The sequence below is a fragment of the Zhenhengia yiwuensis genome (assembly GCF_014384995.1).
GTDB classification, from domain to species: Bacteria; Bacillota; Clostridia; order Lachnospirales; family Cellulosilyticaceae; genus Zhenhengia; species Zhenhengia yiwuensis.
The window spans coordinates 1-15,327 of record NZ_JACRSY010000017.1; the positions used below are offsets into that span (position 1 = coordinate 1).

Annotated in this window: 13 protein-coding genes; 1 reads left to right on the plus strand and 12 read right to left on the minus strand. The window is 34.4% G+C overall.

Annotated features, from left to right (window positions below; all coding sequences use genetic code 11):
• Nucleotides 1-233 precede the first annotated feature (233 nt).
• From hfq to miaB, 5 genes are all read right to left on the minus strand, one after another.
• On the minus strand, nt 234-470 hold the full coding sequence (gene hfq / locus H8718_RS11345) for an RNA chaperone Hfq (RefSeq protein WP_249332985.1): 237 nt from the start codon (nt 468-470) through the stop codon (nt 234-236).
• A gap of 157 nt (nt 471-627) precedes the next feature.
• Complete coding sequence (gene miaA / locus H8718_RS11350; protein ID WP_249332986.1) at nt 628-1,572, minus strand: tRNA (adenosine(37)-N6)-dimethylallyltransferase MiaA; 945 nt, start codon at nt 1,570-1,572, stop codon at nt 628-630.
• 9 nt (nt 1,573-1,581) lie between these two features.
• Nucleotides 1,582-3,585: a DNA mismatch repair endonuclease MutL gene (mutL, locus tag H8718_RS11355; protein WP_249332987.1), complete on the minus strand. Its 2,004-nt coding sequence runs from the start codon at nt 3,583-3,585 to the stop codon at nt 1,582-1,584.
• Nucleotides 3,586-3,597: 12 nt separating this feature from the next.
• Nucleotides 3,598-6,264, minus strand: a complete 2,667-nt coding sequence (gene mutS, locus H8718_RS11360) for a DNA mismatch repair protein MutS (protein ID WP_249332988.1) — start codon at nt 6,262-6,264, stop codon at nt 3,598-3,600.
• Between the two features lie 12 nt (nt 6,265-6,276).
• On the minus strand, nt 6,277-7,686 hold the full coding sequence (gene miaB, locus H8718_RS11365; protein ID WP_330597663.1) for a tRNA (N6-isopentenyl adenosine(37)-C2)-methylthiotransferase MiaB: 1,410 nt from the start codon (nt 7,684-7,686) through the stop codon (nt 6,277-6,279).
• Nucleotides 7,687-7,902: 216 nt separating this feature from the next.
• On the opposite strand from miaB, the gene H8718_RS11370 reads away from it, so the two are divergent.
• Complete coding sequence (locus H8718_RS11370; RefSeq protein WP_249332989.1) at nt 7,903-9,105, plus strand: amidase domain-containing protein; 1,203 nt, start codon at nt 7,903-7,905, stop codon at nt 9,103-9,105.
• Nucleotides 9,106-9,146: 41 nt separating this feature from the next.
• Here H8718_RS11370 and H8718_RS11375 read toward each other — a convergent pair whose 3' ends face one another.
• From H8718_RS11375 to H8718_RS11405, 7 genes are all read right to left on the minus strand, one after another.
• Nucleotides 9,147-9,902 (minus strand): N-acetylmuramoyl-L-alanine amidase, encoded by a 756-nt coding sequence (locus tag H8718_RS11375; protein WP_249332990.1) that lies wholly within the window; start codon nt 9,900-9,902, stop codon nt 9,147-9,149.
• A gap of 65 nt (nt 9,903-9,967) precedes the next feature.
• A complete protein-coding gene (locus tag H8718_RS11380) occupies nt 9,968-10,771 on the minus strand; it encodes an SDR family NAD(P)-dependent oxidoreductase (RefSeq protein WP_249332991.1) in 804 nt (267 codons plus the stop codon).
• Between the two features lie 66 nt (nt 10,772-10,837).
• The gene (locus H8718_RS11385; protein ID WP_249332992.1) at nt 10,838-12,229 is read right to left on the minus strand and encodes an HNH endonuclease; all 1,392 of its coding nucleotides are present in this window, start codon (nt 12,227-12,229) and stop codon (nt 10,838-10,840) included.
• A 221-nt stretch (nt 12,230-12,450) separates the two neighbouring features.
• Nucleotides 12,451-13,740 carry a branched-chain amino acid transport system II carrier protein gene (gene brnQ, locus H8718_RS11390; protein ID WP_249332993.1) on the minus strand — a complete coding sequence of 430 codons (1,290 nt, stop codon included), beginning with the start codon at nt 13,738-13,740 and terminating at the stop codon, nt 12,451-12,453.
• Nucleotides 13,741-13,866: 126 nt separating this feature from the next.
• Nucleotides 13,867-14,706, minus strand: a complete 840-nt coding sequence (locus tag H8718_RS11395) for a CvfB family protein (protein WP_249332994.1) — start codon at nt 14,704-14,706, stop codon at nt 13,867-13,869.
• A gap of 191 nt (nt 14,707-14,897) precedes the next feature.
• On the minus strand, nt 14,898-15,044 hold the full coding sequence (locus tag H8718_RS11400; protein WP_249332995.1) for a hypothetical protein: 147 nt from the start codon (nt 15,042-15,044) through the stop codon (nt 14,898-14,900).
• Between the two features lie 22 nt (nt 15,045-15,066).
• On the minus strand, nt 15,067-15,210 hold the full coding sequence (locus H8718_RS11405) for a hypothetical protein (protein ID WP_249332996.1): 144 nt from the start codon (nt 15,208-15,210) through the stop codon (nt 15,067-15,069).
• Nucleotides 15,211-15,327: the final 117 nt, after the last annotated feature.

Genomic DNA, 15,327 nt, shown 5'->3' on the forward strand with positions numbered 1-15,327 from the left:
ATAACTTCTTCTCATAAGTAGACCACCTTTCACTATTTTATCTTAACTTTGTGTCTACTTTATCATACCATGCCCAAGTTTTTATTTTTTTAGTTGTCTACTTGACGGGTAGCAGTTCACAACACATGATTCTTATAAATTTAAAGAAAACATGTGTTGTCATTATTTTCGTGCTATACATATGACGAGGGTTTTATATTTTGTTAAATCCCTTGCATATCAATATTTGACTATTACTCTGTTGCTGATGCAATATTCAGGTTAATAGTTTTTGACGGACAAACAGTTGAAATAGCGTGTTTATAGATCATATGTTGTTTGCCTTCACTTTCTAAAAGTACAACGAAATTATCAAACCCTCTAACTGTACCTTTAATTTGGAAACCGTTTGTTAAGAATACTGTAACAGACACACGGTCTCTTCTTAACTGATTTAAAAGTAAATCTTGAAGATTAATTGCTTTACTCATATAATATACCCCTCCTAAGGATTTAATAGATTAATTGTATAGGATAATACTAAACTTGTCTATATATTGCGTAAATTTTCTAGTTCCATTACGGATAGTATAAACTGAATACTTCTTTATTATACATCTATTTCCAAATTTTATATAGTTTTTTGACTTAGCTTTGTATTTTAGATTTCATAACATCTACTATTTTTTGTGCATCAAAATCATATTGATCTACAGGGATAAAGATAGGTTTCGCTTGATGTCTAAGCCATGTAAGCTGTCTTTTAGCATAATGGCGTGTATTTTGTTTAAGTTTATCAATACAGGCATCAAGGGTAAGTTCTCCTCTAAAGTAAGGATAGAACTCCTTATAGCCAATAGCTTTAATACTTGTTAAATCTTCTGAAAATCCTTCATCATAAAGTACTTTCACTTCTTCTAGTAGCCCTTCATCCATCATCCTATCAATACGCCTATTAATACGATCATAAAGAACTTCACGATCCATATCTAGTGCAAAGAAGGTGTAGTCATAAGGAGAAGTTAGAGCTTCTCTTTTTTTGCGTTCTTTCTCATTATGCTTTGAAATAGGGACACCTGTTTGATGAAAATATTCTAAAGCGCGAATAACACGTTTTACATTATTGGCATGAATAGCTTCAGCTGATACAGGGTCTACTTCTTGAAGACGTTTATGGAGTGAATCAGCTCCATTTATACGCACTTCTTTTTCAAGAGATTGACGATAAGAAAGGTCTGTATCCGTTTCCTCAAACTGTGTATCAAATAAGATAGCATTTAAGTAAAAACCTGTACCTCCTACCAGAATAGGTACTTTACCACGGATTGAAATCTCTTCAATATGACGTGTAACTTGCTCTTTAAACCATGAAATATTACAACCCTCAGTAGGTTCTAATACATCAATCATATAATGTGGAATGCCTTCCATTTCTTCAGGACGCACTTTAGCTGTACCAATATCCATACGTCTGTAAACCTGCATAGAGTCACAGGAAATAATTTCACCGCCTATTTGTTGGGCGAGTAGTACACTAGACTTCGTTTTGCCTGATGCAGTAGGTCCTGCAATTAAAATAAGTTTTTTTTTCATTATTTCACCTTACTGTATACGTTTAAAGATTTTTTCAATATCTGTCTTGCTGAGCTTAACAAGGGTAGGCCTGCCATGAGGACATGTATAAGGATTATCAAGGGTCAAAAGAGACTCAATTAATGCCTTGCATTCAGAAAAGGTTAACTGGTCATAAGCTTTAATGGCACTCTTACAAGCAAGCTGAATAATATGAGCCTCTTTCATTTCGTAGAGATTGGTTACCTTTTTAAGATCAATACTATCTAGCATATCTTTAAAAGCTGCTAGACTCATAGGTTGATTGAAAAGATATGGCACTTCACGAATCATAATAGATTCTTCCCCAAAAAGCTCAATACCAAAACCTAGCTTATTAAGTAATTCTAGGTTTTGTTCTATAAAGAGTAGCTCTCCCTTAGGAAGATTCATAGTTTCTGGTACAAGGAGTATTTGAGTAGATACATGACTTGTAGTAAAGTCTTTCATATACTGCTCATACATGACACGCTCATGGGCTGAATGTTGATCCATAATCATCACTTGATCGTTATATTCAAGGATCCAGTAGGTATTAAAAAGTTGGCCAATAATCTTGTAATCTAAACCTTCCACAGGCTTATAAGGCGCATTGACTTGTGCCGTTTCTTGATTCATATCATGTATCAGAGGGGATACCATAGATGTTTCAGCTACTGTATCTATTATCTTTATATGAGAAGATGGCGCTTCTACATATAAAGCTTGACTTTCTTTCGCATGAGTACTAGGTATTTCTGCAGGTACACTTGGCAAAGCTGATGCCTCTTCACTTAATGAGGAAGAGGTCTTAGATGTATTTTCGAATAATGGTTTATAAACTGTTTGAGCCACTTTGAAGTCTTCCTGACGTTTTAAAGGTGAGCTAGTCAGTTTACCAATATCATAAGATTTATTAAACTGAGGCTTATCAAAGAAACTTTCTACACGTACCTGTGTTGGTACAGGTGTAGGTTCTTGTCTAGGCACTTTTAATGGTGTAAGACTAGTGAGTTTAGGAATAAGATTCTCAGCTGATAAATGATGATGTACGCCTTCATACACAGCATTATAAATACGGTCACTCTCTTTAAAACGTACTTCTAATTTCGTTGGGTGCACGTTTACATCTACTTCCTCAGGTGCTAGATTAAGGTGCAGTATAATAAAAGGAAACTTGCCAATAGTAATAAGTGTTTTGTAAGCTTCTTCTACGGCTTTTTGAAGCAATGGACTTTTAATATAACGGCCATTAATGAAGAAAAACTCATAATTACGATTAGCGCGTGCAAGCGTCGCTAATCCACATAAGCCAGAAAGTTCTATGCCATCTTTTTCATAATGAAAAGGAATTGTATCCTTAGCTGTTTCTTTGCCATAGAGGCTAAAGACACATCTTTGAAGATCATATCCTCCATTAGTTTGAAAGATAAGCTTATTATTTTGAATATATTTAATAGCAATTTCAGGATGTGCTAAGGCAAGTTTATATACTACATCAGCAATTTTACTAGCTTCTGTTGAAACAGTCTTTAAAAAGGCCCTTCTAGCAGGTACATTGTAAAAAAGCTGTCTCATAATAAAGGTGGTTCCAGCTGGGCAGGCAATCTCTTCACTGCTGATGATTTTACCGGCTTCTACTTCTACCCTTTTACCTGTTAAGTCATGAGGTGTCTTTGTAAGAAGTTCTACTTTTGAGACAGCCCCTATACTTGCAAGGGCCTCACCACGAAAGCCTAAGGATAAGACATGAGATAAATCTTCAGCTGTCTGAATCTTACTTGTAGCATGTCTTAAGAAGGCGATCTCTACTTCATCTTTTGGAATACCTTTGCCATTGTCTGTAATACGAATGAGGTCAATGCCTCCATTTTTAATTTCTACAGTAATAGAAGAAGCTTTGGCATCGATACTATTTTCTACAAGTTCTTTTACAACAGATGCTGGTCTTTCTACTACTTCACCAGCAGCAATCTTATTAATAGTATGAGTATCTAATAATTTAATAAGTGCCAATCAATCACTTCCTTAAGCCTTTATTTTCTTTTTTAAATCATACAGAATCTGCATAGCTTGCAAAGGCGTAATGTCCATAATATCTAGATTTTCTAAAGTTTTAACAATTTCACTTTCTGTATGAGAAACAAATAAATCTAGTTGCTCAGGCACAGCAGATACTACTGGTTCTACAGCAATTTGCTTAGCTGTTTCTATTAGAGGCACCGTTTTAGAAGAAGTTTGAACCACATCACGTAAGTCTCGTGAAGAAGCCTGTTCGATAGAATCCATAATTTCATGGGCACGGTCTAAAACCTCTTTTGGAAGACCAGCAAGGTTAGCTACTTGTATACCATAACTATGGTCTACGCTACCAGGAATAATCTTATGGAGGAAAATAATAGTTTCCCCCATTTCTTTAACCTGAATACAGTAGTTTTTAAGTGAAGGAATGGTATCTGCTAATTCAGTAAGTTCATGATAGTGGGTAGCAAAAAGGGTTTTAGCACCTAGTTTATTCGGATTAGCAATATGCTCAATAATAGCCCAAGCAATACTAAGTCCATCAATAGTGCTTGTTCCACGACCAATTTCATCTAAAATTAAAAGACTCTTTTGGGTAGCATGATGTAAGATATTTGAAACCTCCATCATTTCTACCATAAAGGTACTTTGCCCAGAAGCTAAGTCATCTGATGCCCCTACTCTTGTAAAGATACGGTCTACTACACCAATATGAGCTGATGTAGCAGGTACAAAGGAACCAATCTGTGCCATAAGTACAATAAGAGCTGTTTGACGCATAAAGGTAGATTTACCCGCCATATTTGGACCTGTAATAAGGTTAATTTGATGATCAGCTTGATCAAGGTAAACATCATTGGCAATAAATTGATGATGACCAATAATATTTTCCACTACTGGATGGCGTCCATCTTGAATATCAATACAATCAGAGTCGTCGATAAGTGGTTTAACATAATTATTAACCTCAGCCGCTGTAGCTAGTGAGCATAGCATATCTAAAGAGGCAATAACACCTGACATTCTAAGCAGTCTATCCATATGGGATGCAATAAAGTCACGTAACTCAGTAAAAAGCGTATATTCGAGTGCTTGTAATTTTTCATCTGCCCCTAGAATTTTCTCTTCTATGGTTTTTAAGTCCTCTGTAATATAACGCTCACAGTTCGATAGAGTTTGCTTGCGAATAAAATAGTCTGGTACAAGATTACTATAAGAGTTGGTTACCTCAAGGAAATAGCCAAAGACTTTGTTATATTTAATTTTTAGGTTTTTAATACCTGTCTTTTCTTTTTCCTTCGCCTCTACTTCGCAAAGCCAGTTCGTACCATGCGTTTTAATTTGACGTAGTTCATCAATGTCGCTGTTATAGCCTGTTTTGATAAGTCCTCCCTCACGTAAAGAGATAGGTGGTTCTTCTATAATGGCTACATCAATACGTTCAAATAAGTCTGAAAGTAAATCGAACTTTTCATATAGCCCTTTAAGAAGTGGGCTTGAAGCATTTTCAAGACTTGTATAAATATCTGGTAATACACCTAAAGATTGCTTAAGTGCAATGAGGTCTTTAGCATTGCACGTACCATAGGAGATTTTACCTACTAGTCTTTCAATATCGTAGATGGCATTTAAATAATCTTTTAACTCTTCTCTTAAGAATACATTGTCTTTTAGTTCTGAAGTTGCTTCAAGACGGTCATTAATAGCATCTTTATGAATAAGGGGCTGCTCTACACACTTTCTAAGATAACGTGCTCCCATAGCTGTATGGGTATGATCAAGTACATGTAAAAGAGAGCCCTTACGTTTTTTCTCACGGAGCGTTTCTGTAAGTTCCAGATTACGTCTTGTCGAACTATCTAAGAGCATAAACTCATTCACATTGTAATAGCTTATATGACTTAAGTGAGAAAGTTCATTCTTCTGCGTTTCTTTTAAGTAATTTAATAAACTAGATGCAGCCAGTATACATGCAGGATGTTGACTAAGTCCAATACCGTCAAGACTTAATATGTTGAAATGACTTAGAAGTAATTTTTCACTTAGATCTCTATCAAGAACATGAGCTGGAATCATTTCAACTACTGCATTAAAACGGTCTTTAAGTGTATCTTTAAGTTTTGTTTCTGTGAAGGTAACTTCATCTAGCATACATTCAACAGGTGCGAATTTAGCAAGTTCATCAAGTAACTTATGCTCCCCTTCTGTATTAGCAAGCTCGGTTACAAGCCATTCACCTGTGGTAACATCGCAAAGGCTTAACCCATACTGTTCATTTACGCTTGTAATAGAAACAATATAATTATTTTTACCTTCTTGAATCGTATTACCTTCTAAAATAGTCCCTGGTGTGACAATGCGTACTACATCACGTTTTACAATCCCTTTAGAAGCTGAAGGGTCTTCAACTTGTTCACATATAGCTACTTTATAACCTTTTTCTACAAGACGGGCTACATAGTTGTCTGCTGCATGGAACGGTACCCCACACATAGGGGCACGTTCAGGCAGGCCACAATCACGTCCTGTCAAAGTAATTTCGAGCTCTCGAGAAGCTGTTTTAGCATCTTCAAAAAACATTTCATAAAAGTCACCCAGTCTAAAGAATAAAATACAGTCTGGATTGGCTTCCTTGATGTCTAAATACTGTCTCATCATAGGTGTTACGTTCATATTAACCACCTTCTATAAACAAGTACCTACTAAATAGTGGGTTTTGTTCTCTGTTATTTTAACTGCTCTAGTTTGTCCGATTAAACTATGATCTGCTTTAGCATGAACTAAGAGGCCTTCACTTGTACGACCACTTAAAAGCTCTGGGTTTTGTTTGTTAACCTCTTCAAATAAAACACTTACTTCTTGTTCTAAGAAAGTATGCATATAATCAGCTTGCATACTGTTTACAAGATCAAGTAATCTATTGAAGCGTTCTTTAGTTACATCTTCTGGCACTTGGTCTTCCATAGTAGCAGCTGGTGTACCTGTACGTTTAGAATAAATGAAAGTAAAGGCACTTGAGAAACCTACTTGTCTTACAACATCCATTGTTTCTTCAAAGTCTTCATCTGTTTCACCAGGGAAACCAACAATAATATCTGTTGTAAGAGCAATATTTGGCATAGCTTCTTTTACTTTGCGTACAAGCTCTAAATAGCTTTCTTTTGTATAATGACGATTCATACGTCTTAATACTTCGCTGCTACCAGCTTGGAATGGTAAATGTAGGCTATTACATACTTTTTCACATTCTGCCATAGCTGTAATGAGCTCATCACTTAAATCTTTAGGATGTGAAGTCATAAAACGAATACGTTCTAAACCTTCAATTGCATTTACCTCACGTAGAAGCTGAGCAAAAGTCATAGGCTCTTCTAAGTTCTTACCATAAGAGTTAACATTTTGGCCAAGGAGCATAATTTCTTTAACACCATCTGCAACAAGTGTGCGAATTTCATTTAAGATATCTTCTTTTTTACGACTGCGTTCACGGCCTCTTACGTAAGGCACGATGCAGTAAGTGCAGAAGTTATTACAGCCAAACATAATGTTAACGCAAGATTTAAATGGATATTTACGTTCACTTGGAAGGTCTTCTACAATATCTTGATGAGAATCCCAAATATCAATAACAGCTTTACCTGTTTCAAAACGTGTTTGAAGGAGCTCTGGTAATTTATATAAGTTATAAGTTCCAAAGATTATATCTACATGTCTATAGTTTTTCTTTAAGTTTTCAAGTACTACATCTTGTTGCATCATACAACCACAAAGAGCAATTAGTAAATCTGGTTTTTTACGTTTTAAAAGTTTTAAGTAGCCTAATTTACCGAATATTTTCTTTTCAGCATTCTCTCTAACGCAGCATGTATTGTAAAGAATTAAATCTGCTTCAGCTTCTTTATCTGTTTCAATATACCCTATTTGTTTCAACATCCCTTGGATTTTTTCAGAATCGTGGGCATTCATTTGGCAACCAAATGTAGAGATGCAGAATTTAAGATTTTTGTCTTTTATATGTTGTGACAGCTGGGCAATAATATCCATCTGTCTTTTTGCTTCTACTGTAGTAATTTTAATTTCTTTTCTTTCTCCCATAAGGACCTCCTTAATTTTTTCAGTACTTTATTATAACATAATATCTAAAAAAAAATAAGGATAGTTATTAAACAAGAGCAATTTGTAAAAATAGAGCTAGAACTGTCATTCTAGCTCTATTTTCCTATTAGGTTTCTACCATATTTTCCATCTATAAATTTTAAAAATTTACAAAACCTATAAAGTAAGGATTTTTGATATGAAAGGAGCATCCCCTTGAAAAAATGTAGCTATTGCAAAAAGTTTATAATAGCCACAATACTTGTTAGTATAGGCTTATCTAGTAGCATTTATGCTACTGAAACGACTTACCTAGATGATTTACCTATTGAAATTGAACTTCCTGTTTTGCCAGAGCCACCGACAGAAGATACGGTATTGGATCAAAATACACCTTCTGATAATCCTCATCCTTTATCAGAGGAAGAATTACAAGCTAAGTTTTTAGAAATTTTAAAAGGGATTCTTGAAAGTCGTAATCAAGACCTTCTTAAAACAGATATAGAACATTTAAAAGATCTTTATGATACACATATTAAAACAGGGTTATATGCCTTTGAACATGAAGAGATTAAAGCTAAATATTTAAAAAACTGGGCAGATAAACAAGGGATTACTTTCCACGATATTCATTCCCAGATTCATATGCGTAAAGTACGTGATAGAGGAAATGGACTTTTTGGAATGACTTGTAATGTGGCTACAGAATTTACGTATAGTTATACGGATAGCCCTGAAGCAATCACTTCTTTCAAATTAGGTACTTCTCACTATATTCATCTTCAAGAGAAAGATGGTACTTATAAAATCGTAAAAGAATGGTATACAGACCCCTTTGCAGACTCTTTAGATATTACTAACGAGAAATCCGAAGAAATGAAGCAGTTCATCCTGAATCATAAAGCTCCAGATTATAAAATAGATGAACGTACACAGAAGGCTGTGGATTATGCTCATATGTGGTGTGGTATTGGTGAAGGAGAGAACTTATTTAGATACAATAAAAAGTATTTAAATTGTAACCCAAGAGGTGGGGACTGTGCCAACTTTGCTTCACAGATTCTTTATGAAGGAGGTGGATTTAAAAAGAATGGTACCTGGAATTATACAAATGATGGAACTAAGGCATGGCTGAATGCACAGGCTTTTAAAAATTATTGGGTAGGTAGTGGACGTGCTTCCTACATCGCTAAGGGAAGTTATAAAGAAGTTTATCAATCAGCCTACCAGCTTCGTCCTGGCGATATTGTAGCTTATGAGAAAAAAGGCCGTATCACGCATGTTTCTACTGTAACAGGATTAGATTCAAAAGGTTATCCACTTGTAACATGCCATAATACAGATAGGCTTCTTGTTCCTTATGATTTAGGATGGAGTAATAAATCTATTACCTTCCATTTGATAGATGTACATTATTAAAAAAAGAAGTGCTTGCAAAAATAATTTGCAAGCACTTCTTTTTATTGCTCATTGTCTCGGTACATATCTAATGCTTCTACAACAGCTTCCATTAGCTTGTGTTGGTAGCTTGGGTCGGAAAGCATACGGTCTTCATTATAATTACTCATAAAGCCCATTTCAAAGATCACTACTGGAACGCGTGACCAGTTAAAACCAGTCATATCTCCTCGTTCAAAAATACCATTTACTTTAACACCCTTTTCTTTGAGCGCAGTTTTTAGGCACTCTGCATAGGCATTACTCTTTTCGTAAATACCGCTCGTATATTTACTTGTCTTGGAAGGAACAAGTAAGGTTGCGCCTGTTTTACCGCTGTTTCCAATGCTATCACAATGAATACGTATAGTCATTTGAGCACCTTTTTGATTGGCGAATTCAGCACGTTCAGCATTACTAATATTAACATCATGACTTTCACGTGTCATATAAACGGTATAACCTTTTTCTTCAAGAAGCTGTTTAAGAATCATAGAAGCTTCAAGATTTACTACATATTCAGCTTTTTTTGTAGCCACGCCTGCTGTACCAGAAGAAACTCGAGCTTTTCTTTGACCACTACCAGGCGCTACGGCTTCACTTTTACCATCTCCTTTGGCTTGGTGCCCAGGATCGATACAGACGATAAAGGATGGTTTTTCAGGTTCACTAGGTGCAGGAGGTTCTGGAAGGTCAATAGGTTCAAGGCCATAAGTTGGTATAAGGCTACTTAGGGTAACAAGTATTAAAAGTAGCACAAATAAACGTAATTTTTTCATGGTTTATTCTCCTTTTAAGCAATCTTATCTTTATATAAAGTGTGCTTAAAAGAGGGAAATTATACTTATTTTATCTTTGTAGAAAAGCAAGAATCATACTCTGTAATCGCTTTATAATAAAGATTACGTGGAACTATCTTAAGTACTTGATAAGCAGCTTTATTCCATATTCCTGGAATACAGATGACTTGCCAGTTGTGTTTAAGTGCTTTAAGCGAATCCTTAACCACTTCTTCTGGTCCCATCCATGTCACAATGCCTTTTGTATGACACTTTTCTTTAGCAATACCTAATTTATCATGGAAATCTGTGTGTACAAATCCTGGACATAAGGCTTGTACTTTAATCCCGTAAGGTTTAAGTTCTAAAGCTAGAGACTCTGAGAATTTAACTAAAAAGGACTTAGTGCTACAATACATAGCAGATGTAGGTAAAGGAATCATACTTGCTAATGAGCAAACATTAATGATTGTCCCTGTAAGTCCTAGTGCTTTAAGGTTAGCTGAAATGAGGTGTGCAAGCTGGATACTTGCTTTAACATGTACATTGACCATATCCCATTGTATATTAAATGTATCTTCTGTAAAACTCTTTTCAAGGCCATAGCCTGCATTGTTTACTAAAACATGAATAGGCAAGGCAGTTTCAATATAACTTATAAAAGAGTTAAAAGCTTTTGTATTCGTAAAGTCTACAAGGCATACTGTTACTTTTATTTTAAAATATGTAGAAAGATCATGAGCAAAGCTTTCTAAAAGCTCTCGCCTCCTACCTGTTAAAATAAGCTGATAACCTTGTGCAGCATAAGCTACAGCATAGGCTTTTCCTATCCCACTTGTAGCCCCTGTAATAAGTGCTGTTTTCTTCATAAAATCCTCTCCTTTTAAAAAGTATAACATGGATTATCAAACTATAAAACAAAAAGACGTAGAGGATTAATCTACGTCTTTTTGAGCTTTTGCAAGCATTTCTTTTACTTCATCAATACTATAAGCTGGTATTTTGCTATGAATAACGGCATCACAGTTACAGCAAATAGGTACTAGATCTTTATGAGGGTCTAAAGTCTGAAGGGTTTCATCCGAATAAGGTTTGATAACATGAACTTTAATAAAGTTTTCAAAAGCTTCCCCATAAGTGTAACCAAAATCAAAACCACATAAATCACAAACTGGACCATAGTAATCTAAACATTCTGTCTTAAGGGCTGCCCAGGTAGTATTTTCTTTAATAGCTGTTTCATCTAATACTTGATCTACTATCTCCAACGGTGCAGGTATAGCTGTTTCAGTTGCAGCTATAGCCACTTCTTCTAATACCGGTTCAGGACTAGCTAGAGAAGTTTCTTCTACTTTAGGTTTAGAAACTTCCATAGAAACGTCTTCGGCAATAGGTGCTTCTTTGATTTCAGGCTTACTTACCGTACTAGGTAGATTTTCTACTTGAGCTTCAGCTACTGGAATAACTTTTTCCACTTCTTGAATAGTTTCATCTTCTTTAATAGGACGTTCTACTTTTTCAATTGTTCCAATTTCCATAAGATGATGAAGAGCTTGAATAAGCTCATCTCTTAAAGACCAACTAAAATCTTGATTGTTATGATATATGCCTATAAATAGAATTTGCCACCAAACCGGTTTACCCATCTCATTAACAGGCACCTCTAATTTAAGGGCTGATTTAATACGTTTTGCAAGTGTCATAATAACTTCATAAAATGGATATTTAGTAGTATAGCCTTCTTGAGCCCCTATTTCTCCTGGCGTAACATGTTTGCCACCTAATCCATACATTTTAATGATCATATCTTGATTTTTTGATGTAAAGATAGAAGGTGTTACAAAAAGTTCTTCCCATTCTTCTTGTGACACTTTTCTTTCTAGAATATCTGTATCAGATTTAGGAATAGATGGTGCCTTCGGTGCAGGTTCTTCTGCTTGCACTAAAGTATCAAAATTAAAAAGATCATTAATAAAGTCATCTAGCTGAGGATCTTCTTCTTTTAGTTTTTTAGGTGCATAATTATATTCATCAAGACGTTTTTGACAAAACTGTATAACGTCTGGTGGAAAAAGTGTTTTATAACGTTCCTTAGTGACTAAAGCTTCAATGGATAAATCTAGACGTTCTTGTTCCCAAAGTAAAGTAAAGTCAAATGTATGAGCATCTGTTGGAAGAATTTTAATAACAGCTTCATAACCACCGTATTTGTTCATCATTTCTAATAGACGTGGTGATTTATATTTTAATTCTTTTACAATACGTTTATATAAACCTAACAATTCTTCATGAAAGGTTTGTTTAAGTAAAATTTCTTGTTCGTTCATCGTATCATCCCTCTAGTTTTTTCTATTTAGCCTTTATTAGACTAATCTACAACTTGGCTTATGTCAATACATAAATGCCAGAATATTACTTTTAATACTTATGGTCAATTAGACTAATTTATGAGTTTATAAAGTGTATTTTCTCAAAAGATACCTAACTTTATCCTTCAAAACTAAAAACCTAGAAATATTTATAATTTCTAGGTTTTTATAATATACCTTTAAGCAGTTTTTTCTGTTTTACAAAGAAAAAGTTTAGAAACTGCAAAGGCTAGAAGTGCCGGTGTAAGCCATGCAAAATCTACGCTACTTAAAGGTAAATAACTCATTAAACGTTGTAAAATAGTTATATTAAAGAGTTTTCCAAGTACATCAATAAGTACTACTACAAGTGTTACATAGACGGTTACTTTATAAACACATGATGAAGATACATATTTGCCTATAAGTGTTAAAAGGACAAGTACAATAATAATTGGATAAAGAATTTTTAAAATAGGTGTTGTAAGGCCTACAATATGATCTACCCCAAGAAGCGCAATCGCCATACTTAAAACAGAAATAAGGATAGCAGCTACTTTATAAGATAGTTTACCACGAGATAAATTTGAAAAATACGTAGCACCTGTTGTTGTAAGCCCAATAGAAGTTGTAAGGCACGCAAGTGCAACAGCTACAGCGAGAAAGACAGTTCCTGCACTTCCTAATATTTGTTTAGCAAGCATAATAACAAGTGCTGTCTTTTCAATTTCACCTACAAGGTTTGTCGTATGTGCACCAAGATACATAAGACCACCATAGATAATACCAAGCCCTCCAATAGCAATTAAAGAGGACTTAAGTGTCATTTTAATCACTTCATTTGTACTTGTATAGCCCTTAGATTTAATAGTTGTAACAATAATTCCACCAAAGCATACTGCCGCAAGTGCATCCATTGTTTGATAACCTTCAATAAGAGAAGCTGTAAATGTATTAGGTAAAGTATTGTCAGTAAGTGTACTAACTGGTACGAGTACTCCCTTTACAATGAGAATTAAAAGCGTAATCAGTAAAGCAGGTGTTAAAAATTTACCTATAATATCAACAATAGAGTTAGGACTTAGTACAAAGAATAAGTTAATCCCAAAATAGATAGCAATAATGATAAAAGGACTTACACTTGGTAAGAAAGGTCTAATACTAATTTCAAAAGTTGTAGCTGCTGTTCTTGGAATAGCTAAAAAAGGTCCAATAGCTAAAATAAGTGCTGTCATTAAAATAATAGAGAAGGTCTTTCCTACTTTATTCCCGATCTCATCAAAACTTCCTCCGGCTTTAGCCGTTGCCATAACGCCTAAAAGTGGTAAACCTACCCCCATAATCATAAAGCCAATCATAGCTGTAACGTATTGCTCTCCTACTAATCTTCCCAAATACGGTGGAAAAATTAGGTTACCTGAACCAAAGAACATGGCAAATAAAGCAAAACCAATAATAATAATGTCTTTCATTGTGTTATGTTTTTTCATATAAACTCCTATAGATGTCAATTTTTCTTGAAATAATATCTATTATTTTTATACCACAGTAAAATGCAAATTTCAAACAAAAAGAGTTTCCATAATTCATATAATAGGAAACTCTTTTTATTTATTTTACCAATTTCTTTTAATACCATTATCTACAAACATAATAGCACCTTCTTTAAGGAGACGCCCTACTGCTCTTTTAAAAGAAGCTTTGCTCATATTGAGTTCTGCTTTAATACGTTCTGGAGTACTTTTATCATTAAGAGGAAGTATACCATCTCTTTCTTCTAGTATTCGCATAAGTTTTTGTGCATCATCTTCTATTTGCTGATAAGCTTGTTTACGCATACTAAGCTCTAATTTACCATCTGGTCTAATCTTTTTAATACGTATCTCTACTACATCACCTACTTGGTAACGCCCAAATACTTCTTTTGAAGGAATTAAACCATGGTAAGTATAGTCTACAGCAACTAATAGGCCAAGTTCTTTTTTTATACTATAGATAAGTCCTTTAGCACTTTGGTTTTGTTTATAAGGTGATTTACAGCTTAGTACATCATATACTTTCATTGTTGCACATAAACGGTCACTTTTATCAATATAAAGACCTACAATAACTTTATCACCTTTTTGAAGCTTACCAACTTGTTGTTTAAAAGGTAAGAATAAGTCTTTTTGAAGCCCCCAGTCTAAGAACGCCCCAATATGTGTCAGTTCTACAACTTCTAGCTCTGCTACTTTGCCAAGTGTAAGTTTTGGCATAATAGTTGTGGCAATAAGTCTATCTGCTGTATCTCTATAGATAAATACTTCTAGTTCATCCCCTACTTTTGTACCTTCTGGAAATTGTTTATTAGGAAGTAAAATATCATTTTCACTTTTTTCTTCTTTTGAGTTTAAATATACACCGAAGTCGCTCTCACGCACCACTTCTAGCACTTGAATTTTACCTAATTCAATCATTATCTATCTCCTTAATGCTATTTTTGTCTATAGCATAGCATAACATAAATTAAAGGTATTGCATACGCGTTATTTGCTAAAAGTTGTTCTAAGTAAAGTAAATGGTCATTATTTAATGAGTATTTGATGTATAGAAATAAAGAGGACTAGGTACTTTTAATCCTATTCCTCTTCATTTTAAAAACTAATATTTAATTGCTTTTTTCATGTTTACCATCATGTACACCAATTTTTTCACCATTGATAATCCCTTTATCTGCATAACGACTAGGGTCTATCTTTCGCATTGTTGCATTGCTTTTATCTCTATCTTTCATTCTATTTTTATTATTATTCATAAAACAATCACTCGCTTCTCGATTAATTATTTTTATTCATAGCTTTTTGTTTATCTTTGTGTCTTTGCACACCTGCAAAAGGATCTCCAGCTTGTCTTTGCTGCTCTTGTATATGATTTTTTGCTGCATCTGTTGTAAAGCTTGCAAATCCAGTTTCTTTCGCCATTTTATAAACCTCCTTTAAAAATACTCCATATTTAGTATCTAGCCTTTTAAAATTTATTATTTATAGAAGTCTAAGGTATTTTCTGTCATACTCATTTTTCTTAATAGACTCTATGCA